The organism is Parabacteroides sp. An277 (genome assembly GCF_002159645.1).
GTDB lineage: Bacteria > Bacteroidota > Bacteroidia > Bacteroidales > Tannerellaceae > Parabacteroides.
The window spans coordinates 1-9949 of the sequence record NZ_NFJB01000062.1; the positions used below are offsets into that span (position 1 = coordinate 1).

The 9949-nt window shown below is 50.9% G+C and carries 9 protein-coding genes; 6 read left to right on the forward strand and 3 right to left on the reverse strand.

Annotated elements, in window-relative coordinates; genetic code table 11:
- Both B5F77_RS15635 and B5F77_RS14960 read right to left on the reverse strand, forming a co-directional pair.
- The coding region (locus tag B5F77_RS15635; RefSeq protein ID WP_140392905.1) for a DUF4373 domain-containing protein at nt 1-497 on the reverse strand (497 nt) is incomplete at its 3' end.
- 247 nt (nt 498-744) lie between these two features.
- Complete coding sequence (locus B5F77_RS14960; protein ID WP_087332208.1) at nt 745-1242, reverse strand: metallophosphoesterase family protein; 498 nt, start codon at nt 1240-1242, stop codon at nt 745-747.
- A gap of 292 nt (nt 1243-1534) precedes the next feature.
- Here B5F77_RS14960 and B5F77_RS14965 point away from each other — a divergent pair, with 292 nt between their 5' ends.
- From B5F77_RS14965 to B5F77_RS14980, 4 genes are all read left to right on the forward strand, one after another.
- A complete protein-coding gene (locus tag B5F77_RS14965; RefSeq protein WP_087332224.1) occupies nt 1535-3583 on the forward strand; it encodes an RNA degradosome polyphosphate kinase in 2049 nt (682 codons plus the stop codon).
- Between the two features lies 1 nt (nt 3584).
- Nucleotides 3585-4235 carry a hypothetical protein gene (locus B5F77_RS14970; protein ID WP_087332210.1) on the forward strand — a complete coding sequence of 217 codons (651 nt, stop codon included), beginning with the start codon at nt 3585-3587 and terminating at the stop codon, nt 4233-4235.
- Between the two features lie 188 nt (nt 4236-4423).
- Nucleotides 4424-5455, forward strand: a complete 1032-nt coding sequence (locus tag B5F77_RS14975) for a DUF4837 family protein (RefSeq protein WP_140392906.1) — start codon at nt 4424-4426, stop codon at nt 5453-5455.
- 268 nt (nt 5456-5723) lie between these two features.
- A complete protein-coding gene (locus tag B5F77_RS14980; RefSeq protein WP_087332216.1) occupies nt 5724-7088 on the forward strand; it encodes a PepSY-like domain-containing protein in 1365 nt (454 codons plus the stop codon).
- Here the strand turns inward: B5F77_RS14980 and B5F77_RS14985 are convergent.
- Entirely contained in the window at nt 7085-8461 is a 1377-nt protein-coding gene (locus tag B5F77_RS14985; protein WP_087332218.1) for an rRNA cytosine-C5-methyltransferase, read from the reverse strand. The genes B5F77_RS14980 and B5F77_RS14985 overlap by 4 nt on opposite strands.
- A gap of 54 nt (nt 8462-8515) precedes the next feature.
- Here B5F77_RS14985 and B5F77_RS14990 point away from each other — a divergent pair, with 54 nt between their 5' ends.
- The gene (locus B5F77_RS14990; RefSeq protein WP_087332220.1) at nt 8516-9220 is read left to right on the forward strand and encodes an SAM-dependent methyltransferase; all 705 of its coding nucleotides are present in this window, start codon (nt 8516-8518) and stop codon (nt 9218-9220) included.
- Nucleotides 9221-9225: 5 nt separating this feature from the next.
- Entirely contained in the window at nt 9226-9828 is a 603-nt protein-coding gene (locus B5F77_RS14995) for an acyltransferase (RefSeq protein WP_087332222.1), read from the forward strand.
- Nucleotides 9829-9949 lie beyond the last annotated feature (121 nt).

Consider the following 9949-nt stretch of genomic DNA (forward strand, 5'->3'; position numbering starts at 1 on the left):
AAATTTTCACTCTCGCGCGCAGTAGTAGAAGTAGAAATATTTTCCTTTTCTTTTCTTTCCTTTTCTTTTCTTTGTGTACTTTTCGCATCCAAAACCCCGGGTTTTTCCGTGCAAATGGATATTAAAAGCAACTCTTTTTCACTATCTTCTAAGTTGATATTCTTACCTTTAACCATAAAGTACCTTTCTTGTATCGAACAAGATGTTAAAATGCCTCTATTGTGTAAATTTTCATTAAAGAGGCCAATTTCTACCATAAAACGTATCATGTTTAACACGGCGCGTTCGCTTAAATCCAAACGTTCCGCCAGCTCGAAATGATAGTCTTTCGACAATTTCAGATAGAACGAATGATTGTAAATATCGCATAAAATGCAAAAATAAGCAAACAATCTTCGGTGACTGTATTGTCGTATCAATCTTCGGATTTTCAAATCCTGAAAAATATTCGTATCAACCGGGAAATAATCCAGTCCTTTTTTCTTAGATCTTGCCATATTCTTCGTTTTATTAAATTTATTTTCTTCATTCTTTTCTTCGTTCTTTTTCCTTAATGAAAAAGAACAGAACCTTATGTTAAATGTATGTATAAAATCAGCGGCGTGAAAGGGGAAAAGGATAACGGTGTTTGGTAGGATTTAGAACGGTAAAAGAACATAAAGACACAGAGGTACGGAGCAATTATTAATTAAGAATGAACGAAATAAAAGCGCTGTATCTTTGTGTCTCTGTGTGTAAAATCGATTAATGTCGGTCACCCAGCTCGATGACTTCCAGGTCGTACATCTTTTCGTCGTCGATGGTGAAGCGTACGAGCGTTCGTTGCTGGTGGAATCCGCTCTTTCCTGCCGCGCCCGGATTGATGTGCAGGCAGCGGAGCGTCGGGTCGTATTGCACCTTGAGGATATGCGAGTGTCCGGCAATAAAGAGGGCGGGTTGCGAAGCAAACAGTTCCGCGCGTATTTCTGGATAATAACGCCCCGGATAGCCGCCGATGTGCGTCATCATCACCTGCACGCCTTCTACCTGGAAATGCGCTACCTTGGGGAACATCATCCGGATTTCCTGCCCGTCGATGTTTCCATAGACGGCGCGGAAGGGTTTCATTGCCGCGAATTGTTCGGCCAATACGACGGAACCAATGTCGCCCGCGTGCCAAATTTCATCGCATGTACCGAAATATTTCGCGTACTTTTCGTCCCAATAACCATGGGTATCGGATAAAAGTCCAATTTTTTTCATCTTTCCGTTCGTTTGTTTGCGCAAAAGTAGCTACTTTTACCGACGTGAAACAATTTTTTAACCCAGAATGAAGCAAAAAAGAGCCTTACAAACGGGTTTGCAGCCTTCCCAGCACCGCTGGGAGCGTTACAAACGGTTTTGCAAACCCGCCAGCGCCGCTGGGAACGTTACAAACGGTTTTGCAAACTCGCCAGCGCCGCTGGGAACATTGCAAACGGGTTTGCAAGCACGCAAAACGGGGCTGGGAAGGCTTGATTTTTTGTGGCAAGATTTATATAATATACACTGTATCATGGAAAATGAATATCGATACTTTAAGCGCGACATCAGTTGGCTTTCGTTCAACTACCGTGTGCTGATGGAGGCGGAAGATGCATCGCTTCCAGTCTATGAACGCATCAAGTTTCTCTCCATCTATTCTTCCAATATGGAGGAATTCTACGAAATACGTGTGGCGGAACACCGGGGCGCCATTCTGAAGAAAAACTTTGCGGAGGAGAGCTCGGAAGAGGCGGAAGCGACGTTGGCCGAAATCACTCGCGAAGTGAACCGCCAGCAGCGCGAGTTCCAGCGCGTCTTTCGGCAATCTGTCCTGCCGGAACTGGAGCGGCAGCATATCCATTTGTATCAAGACAGCCGTCCGCTGCCATTCCACGAGGCGTTCGTGCGCGATTTCTTCCACGAGGAGGTCTTTCCGTTCCTTTCTCCTGTCATGATTCAGAAAGACGACATCCGGACTTTTATCCGCGACAAGCGGCTTTACCTCGTGATCCGCATGACGAAGAAACATGCAAACGCGGGTTTCCAATATGCCTTGATGAAAATCCCCTTCTCGAAGGTGCCGCGTTTCATCGAATTGCCGCCGCACGAGGGTGTTTCCTATATTATGTTTATCGACGACATCATCCGTGCGAACCTGCCCTCTATCTTTCCGGGCTATGATATCGATTCGTGTTATAATATCAAGATTTCGCGCGACGCAGACATTTACCTGGACGACGAGACGGGCGCCCATTTGGTCGAGAATATGCGCAAGAAGCTAAAGAAGCGAAAAATCGGCGCGCTCAGCCGATTTATGTACGACATGGCGATGCCTGCGGATTTCCTCGGTTTTCTGTGCGAAGCTTTCCACATTGCGCCCACGGATTTGGTGATGGGCGTGCGCTACAATAACTTGCAAGATTTGGCCAAACTACCCAATCCGCGCGGCAAAGCGCTGGAAGAAGTGATGCCGCAACCAATGCGAGTGCCTTATCTGGACGAGATGGGGTCGATGTGTCGGGCTGTGCAAGAGCGGGACGTGTTCCTGCATTTCCCCTACGAGTCGTTCGATTATCTGATTCGCCTCCTCATGGAAGCGGCGTTCGACCCGCAAGTGGAAGAGATAAAAGTGACGCAATACCGCGTGGCGGAGAACTCGGCCGTTATCAATAGCCTCATCAGCGCGGCGCACAACGGGAAGCGGGTGACGGTCTTTGTCGAACTCAAAGCCCGCTTCGACGAAGAGAATAACATGAGCACCGCTGAACGGATGGAGCAGGCGGGCATCCGGATTATTTACAGCATTCCAGGACTGAAAGTCCACGCGAAAGTGGCCGTCATCCTCCGGAAAAAGGAGCCGGAAACAACGGAACGGAGTGATATTGCCTACCTGAGCACGGGCAATTTCAACGAGAAGACGGCACGCATCTATTCAGACATGGCGCTGCTGACTAGCCAACCTGCGTTGGTGGAAGACGTGAACCGTGTCTTTGCCCTCCTGGAAGGAAAACTTCCCGCCCCGACGTTCCGCTATCTGCTCGTGGCGCGTTTCAACATGGTTCCGGAGCTGGACCGGCTGATTGCCCGCGAAATGGAACACGCCGAGGCCGGACGAAAAGGGCGCATCATCCTAAAGATGAACGGTCTACACGATACGCACATGATTGATTCCCTCTATCGGGCCAGCGAGCATGGCGTAGATATCGACCTGATTGTGCGCGGCATCTGTTGCCTCGTCCCAGACCAGCCTTATAGCCGGAATATCCGGATTACGCGCATCGTAGACCGTTTCCTCGAGCATGCCCGCGTCTGGTATTTCTATAACGACGGGAAAGAGGAGCTTTATCTCGCTTCGGCGGATTGGATGCGGCGCAATTTGAGCCGGCGCATCGAGACCGCCTTCCCGATTCTGGATGCGAACATCAAACGGCAAATCATCGATATCCTTCACATTCAATTGCAAGACAATGTGAAAGCTTGCTGGCTCGACGCGCATCTGCAGAATGTTCCCAAACGGGACAACCATCCGCCCGTTCGTTCGCAAGAGGCTATTTATCATTATCTAAAGGAACACTTATGATATGAGCTGGCAAGAGTTTTATCCCTTTTTCGTCGTGTTGGCGTTGCTCTTGGTGGCGATAGGCGCCTTCTGGTTGGGCATGCGTTCGGGCGAGAAACGCGAACGGATTTCCGCTTCCAGGCATCGCCTCAAGCAACGGCAGGAGCTGGTGCGTTATTTCCGTGAGAAGCAACAATATTATTGGGGCAAGGTGCAATCGCTCGAAAAGGAGCTGGAACACGTGGAGCAGGTCTCTGAATCGTATCGGCAGAAGAGCGAGGACATCGCTTATTATCGCCAGCGAGTCCTGGTCTGCGAGCAGCAGATCAAACAGCTCTCGGCAGACGAGCCAGAGAACAAGGCCTTGGCGTTGCTTTTCCAACTCAAAGGCGACCCGGAACATGCCAATCCCTCCCGTGCAGATTGGGACGCGCTCTTTGCCCTGACCGATGCGCTCTTCAATCGTCCGCTTGCCACGTTGCAGGAACGTTATGCCCTGACGCGCCACGAGCAGGAAATCGTCTGTTTGCTCCTTTGGCGGTTCTCGCGTAAAGAGCAATTGGCCATCTTCCATAATACTTCGGATGCGTTGACGAAGTCGAAGCAGCGCCTTAAAAAGCGGCTTATGTTGGACGAAAGGAGCGATGTGGAGTCGTTCGTGCGCCAACTTTAATCTCCCAATTGTCCGCCTGCGCCTCTTCCTTTGCCTCTTTTAGGATTGATAAGGTCTTGATTTCCTGTATTCTTCTTTGCTGCTAACTTGTCCGGCGCCTGTGCTTGCTTTTCTTGAGAGCTTCGTCTACCTTTGCGGCATACTTTTTCAGTCGTGTTTAATTTTTGAAAGAAAGAAAGGTGGATTTTATGAGACGTTTTCACGTAAATCAAGGTCTCGTTTGGGGAATCGCTTGTGCGTGGCTTCTGCTTGTCGGATGCACGCCAGGCGCCAAACGGAAATGGACGATGCAACACCAAGCGATTGGTTTGCCGTTTGAAGTCGTCGTGGTACAAGAGGAGGCTTCGTGGAAGTCTTCGTTGGGCGATGCCTTGCGCGCCGAGTTGGAATCTCCTTATCCGGCGCTTCCGCAAGCCGAGGCTTTTGCGAAGGTTTCCCATTGCCATCCGGATGAGTTTTCAGACTTCATGCGTTCGGTTCGGAATGTGGTTTGGGTCGATGTGGATGCCGACCGTTATACGAAACCTTCGCTTCGTGTGGAGAAAGATGTATGGGCCAGTGGTCAGCAAGTGTTTCGTCTGCAAGCGCCTTCGGCCGATGTCTTGGCACAATATGTACACGAAGCGGGCGATTCGATTCGGGCGTTGCTCCGCGAAGAGGAGCAACAGCGTTATGTGGCTTATTTGAATCAATATCATAGTTCGCTGGTCGACCAGTTGGCGCAAGCGCAAGTCGGGTTGAGCCTTTATGTGCCGGAAGAATTAGCCTCTTATACAAAAGATTCCGCTTTCGTTTGGGTTTCAAACGATGCAGCCTCCGGACGCATGGATATGGTGCTTTATGCTTTCCCGGCCAGCAGCGAGGCCGATTTGAATGCCGCCCGCTTGGTGGCGATGCGCGATTCGATTCTCGGCCGGCATATCACTGGAAGCTTCGAGGGTTCGTATATGTCGACCGAAAAGCGTTTCCCCGTTTCATGCGAAAACAGCACGGAATCAGGAATTCCTAGCGTCTGCTTCCGCGGTTTGTGGCGAATGGAGCACGATATGATGGGCGGTCCCTTTGTCGCTCGTGCTTTTTGGGATAAGGTGAAAAGCCGGATAGTCGTGGCGGAAGGATTCGTTTATGCGCCCGAGACGACCAAGAAGATGTACATCCATCGCCTCGAATCGGCCTTGCGCACAGCTCGTTTGCTCGACATGCCCGCAAGGGAAAGCTGAAAAGCCCCGGGAAAACTTTCTTTCCTGCCGATGAAAACTTCGTTTGCTAACTATCTTTTCTCTAAACATCGTCGATATTTGTACAAGTATCGACGATATTTATATATCTTTAGGCTAAAGATAAAGAAACATCGACGATGTTTAGAGAAAAGATAGTTAGCAAACGAAGTTTCCATCGGTATGTAATTATTTTTTACCCGGTAGAATTAGGAAATGACGGCGTGAAGTGCTATCTTTGTCTTTATAATTGCTAAAAAATAGAAGGAGTATGTGTAAAAAAAGTGTATGGATGGGAATCGGATGGATAGTTGCAATCTGTCTGTTCCTGAGTTGTTCGGAAGAGAAAGAGAGCGGTCCGGAGCCTTTAGGTGTGACATTTCCGGAAGCCGTGCAGGAGGCTTTGGCCCATTATTTCCCAAATCAGGAACCCTCTTCGGCGGAAGAGCTGAACCATGAGGAGAGTGGTGAGCTTCGTTATCTCGTGACGTATGGTACAGATGCTTATATTATTGTAAATGCGGAAGGCGAATGGCAAACGTTAGGATGTTCTAACCGCCCTTTGCCTGAGGTGCTTCAAGAAGAATATGTCAATCAATTCCAGACGATTGCTCAAGAATATCCCAGCGATGAGCCGATTTCCCTCCAGCGGGCGGCGTATGGCGTCACGATTGGCTTGATGAACGGTGAATTGCTTGCTTTTGAGGAAAATAGCGGGACGATTTTGGGAAATGAACTGATGGGTTATGATGGAAAAGAGGAAGCCTCAGAGATTTTGCCGAATGCGGCCTATTCTTTTAGCTATACTTATTTTTCCGAATATCCAGTGCAGAATATTTTACAGCCAATGGATAAGGAATTTAGCTATAAAGTTTATTTGGACAGAGGGCTGAACATCTCGTTTGACGCTTCGAACCAATGGGTCGTGGCGGAAAGCCTGGGTGATGCGTACTTGCCTTCCTCTTTTCTCGCCTCCTTGCCCGACGAGGTAAAGGAGATGATGACCACGGATGAGATTGTCCGCGTCGAACGGAAAACCGAGCCGGAGACTATCCAATACTATGTGGAGGCCGAGGGAGGCAAAGGTTTTGGCATGGCGATAGATAATCCGGACCGCCCGGTTCGTTTTCCCGACGAGGCCATCAATGCCTTTATCGGAACTTACTTTGGCATCGCTTCGACGCCGAGAAAGACGGTTCTCTATTCCGGCACCCGAAACTTCCGCGTCAGCTTGCCCAACGGATTCGATTTCAAGCTGAACGAAGCGGGCGAATGGTTCGCGGTGGATGGAAACGGGACGCCCCTTAGCGAGATGAAGCAGCTCATTATCGACGAAAACATCCTCCAGCAAGCCGAGGCGGAATACCAAACCACCATCACGTTCGTCCAAAAGGAAACAGACCAGCTCGTCCTGCGCGATGAGGCTGGCAATGCCTATATTTATAAAGACAACACGTTCCAACGCCTCGAAGGCATCTGGGAACCTATGGAGAAGGCCTATCGCTACATTCGCCATCATTATCCCGAAGACTTCGATGCCACCTTCATCTATTCCTCGCCCGACGAAGGCATTATCTACCAGCTGGGCAATGGCGAGAAGGTGCGGTTTGATGTGAAGGGAAACGTATTACCTTAAAATAGAGGTTCCTCTTCCGGCAAATAACTGCTTCGTATCCGCCATTCGGCCGGATAGAGATTGTTGGCACGGTTGCCCAAATTCTTGACGAAGCCAAGCGGATGGGAACGATAGCGTAGCAACACATAACCACGGGGCGCTCCGGCGGGCAAGGCGAAGGCTTCTTTGCGGAGATAGGCGATGGCGGTTTGCCAATCGATTTCGACGGAAGGAAAGGCGTCGGGGCGCAAGGCTGTGCTCAAAGCCAAGGCTTGCGAGGGAATGAAATCCTTTCCTTTCAGCTCGCCGGCCTCGATGCCCGCGCTCAGGATATGCAATTTTTCGGATAATAGAGGATAACTCGACTGTAATTCGAGCGGGAGAAGGCGGAGCAAAGTATCGTTCCAAACCGGTTTGTATGTCTCTCCCGCTTGCAGGAACGATTTCCAATCGGTGAAAGCGGGCGTACTTTTTCCTTTGGCTTTTTTATCTTTGGGTTTCAGGCGGCGTGCTTCTTCGTCGCTAGGGCCTGTTTTTCGCAAAATGGCGAGAAAGAATCCTTCGCCTTTCGTCCGATGTGGGAAGAAACGATAGACTGGATTTGTGTGCTTCAATGCGCCGCAGATGTTCCATTCATCTGGTACAGGGATGGCTAAAGCTTCTGCGCCCAGTTCGTTTATTATATATTGTATATTGTCTTCATCTTCTTCCGTGTTGTAAGTGCAGGTGCTGTAGATGAGTAGTCCGCCGGGTTTGAGTGCGGGCCAAATAGCCTGGATGATGCGTCGCTGGCGGGCGGCGCAATGCATGACGTTGGCGATGCTCCATTCGCCTGTGCTGTCGGCATCTTTGCGGAACATGCCTTCGCCCGAACAGGGGACGTCGGCCAGGACGACATCAAAGAGGTGCCGCAGTTCCCCGATTTCGGCCGGATCGTTTTGCGTGACGATGCCATTGGGATAACCCCATTTCTGGATGTTCTCGGCAAGGATATGACTCCGCGACCGGATGACTTCGTTGCTCACCAGCGCGCTGCCTGCCGGCAAAAGGGAATAGAGATGCGTCGATTTCCCTCCGGGCGCCGCGCAGAGGTCTAAGCCCGTTACGGGTTGCGTGACGAAATGCCGGATGGCTTGCTCGACAAACATCGACGAGGCTTCTTGTACATAATAGGCTCCAGCGTGAAAAAGCGGGTCGAAGGTGAACGGCGGGCGTTCCGTCAGGTAATATCCTGTTTCGCACCAGGGCACGCGTTCTGCCTCCATCGTGATGCCTTTGTGTGGATTCAATCGGATGCTCACCGGCGCTTCATTGGCCAATGCTTCGGATAATGGATCGTATTCTTCACCTAAAAGTGCCCGTGTGCGGGCGATAAAATCTACAGGAAGTGCCATTTCTTTTGAAATCTTTTTGGCAAAAGTAACTACATTTGCAGAAAAATACAAATTATGCAAGCATCACTTTTTCTTATTCCGGTCACTTTGGGCGATACCGAGTTGCGGCGCGTCTTGCCGGAGTTCAATCGGGATGTCATTTTGGGCATCCGTCATTTCATTGTCGAGAATGTCCGGACAGCCCGTCGTTTCTTGAAAAAGGTCGAACCGTCGATTGTGATAGACGACCTGACGTTTTATGAGTTGAATAAACACACCTCTCCGGCGCAAGTGGCGGGTTATTTGCAGCCTTTGGCGGCGGGTGAATCCGTCGGGGTGATTTCCGAGGCGGGTTGTCCGGCCGTGGCAGACCCCGGTGCCGACGTGGTCGCCCTCGCGCAGCGGAAAGGTTATCCGGTGGTGCCGCTCGTCGGGCCTTCGTCTATTTTGCTCTCGGTTATGGCCTCTGGTTTTAACGGGCAAAGTTTTGCGTTCCATGGCTATCTGCCTATCGATGCGGGCGAGCGCGTGGCGGCTATCAAGCGGCTCGAAGGACGGATTTATACGGAAAATCAGACGCAACTCTTCATCGAGACGCCCTATCGCAACCGGAAATTGGCGGAAGAACTCATCAAGCTCTGCCGCCCATCGACGAAACTCTGCATCGCTTCGAACCTCACTTGTGCCGACGAGTTTGTCCGCACGCGCCCCGTCAAGGAATGGGCCGGCAAGCTCCCGGACATGGACAAGAAACCCACCATCTTTTTAATCTATAAATAAAGGCAATGGAAAGTTATACAATACATCCCTCGGCCGTGGTCGACCCCGGTTGTACCATCGGCGAAGGCACGCGCATTTGGCATTTCTCGCACTTGATGACGGGCTGCACGGTGGGCGCGCATTGCAGCATCGGGCAGAACGTGGTGATTTCGCCTGGCGTGCGCATCGGGAACGGGGTGAAGATTCAGAACAACGTCTCGGTTTACACCGGCGTGACGTGCGAGGACGACGTGTTCCTCGGTCCGAGTTGCGTCTTTACGAACGTCATCAATCCCCGCAGCGCCATTTCCCGCAAGGACCAGTTCCGCGAGACGCGCGTCGAACGCGGAGCCAGCATCGGTGCCAATGCCACGATTGTATGTGGCCATACGATAGGCCGTTATGCCCTGATTGGCGCCGGCGCGGTCGTGACGCGAGACGTGCCGCCCTATGCGTTGGTCGTGGGGAATCCGGCGCGGCAAATCGGATGGGTGAGCGAACGCGGCTGGCGGTTGGAATTTGATGCCGAAGGCCGCGCCACGTGTCCCGAAGGCGGCGAGGAATATTGGCTGCGCGACGGGAAAGTGGAGAAAGCAATGGACAATGGACAATTGATAATTGACAATTGACAATTGACAATGGACAATTTCCTTGTTCGTAGGGGCGGAATGTTTCCGCCCTTATGTGTTTCAACGGGTTATTTATGGGAAAACAATCAGGCACAAAAAAGGGCGGACACACGGGTCCGCC

Bases quoted from the DNA above. Each gene is read 5' to 3' on its own strand.
- B5F77_RS14970 (WP_087332210.1), top strand. From the start codon at position 3,585: ATGAGCTGGCAAGAGTTTTATCCCTTTTTCGTCGTGTTGGCGTTGCTC.
- B5F77_RS14995 (WP_087332222.1), top strand. From the start codon at position 9,226: ATGGAAAGTTATACAATACATCCCTCGGCCGTGGTCGACCCCGGTTGT.
- B5F77_RS14980 (WP_087332216.1), top strand. From the start codon at position 5,724: ATGTGTAAAAAAAGTGTATGGATGGGAATCGGATGGATAGTTGCAATC.
- B5F77_RS14990 (WP_087332220.1), top strand. From the start codon at position 8,516: ATGCAAGCATCACTTTTTCTTATTCCGGTCACTTTGGGCGATACCGAG.
- B5F77_RS14985 (WP_087332218.1), bottom strand. From the start codon at position 8,461: ATGGCACTTCCTGTAGATTTTATCGCCCGCACACGGGCACTTTTAGGT.
- B5F77_RS14975 (WP_140392906.1), top strand. From the start codon at position 4,424: ATGAGACGTTTTCACGTAAATCAAGGTCTCGTTTGGGGAATCGCTTGT.
- B5F77_RS14965 (WP_087332224.1), top strand. From the start codon at position 1,535: ATGGAAAATGAATATCGATACTTTAAGCGCGACATCAGTTGGCTTTCG.
- B5F77_RS14960 (WP_087332208.1), bottom strand. From the start codon at position 1,242: ATGAAAAAAATTGGACTTTTATCCGATACCCATGGTTATTGGGACGAA.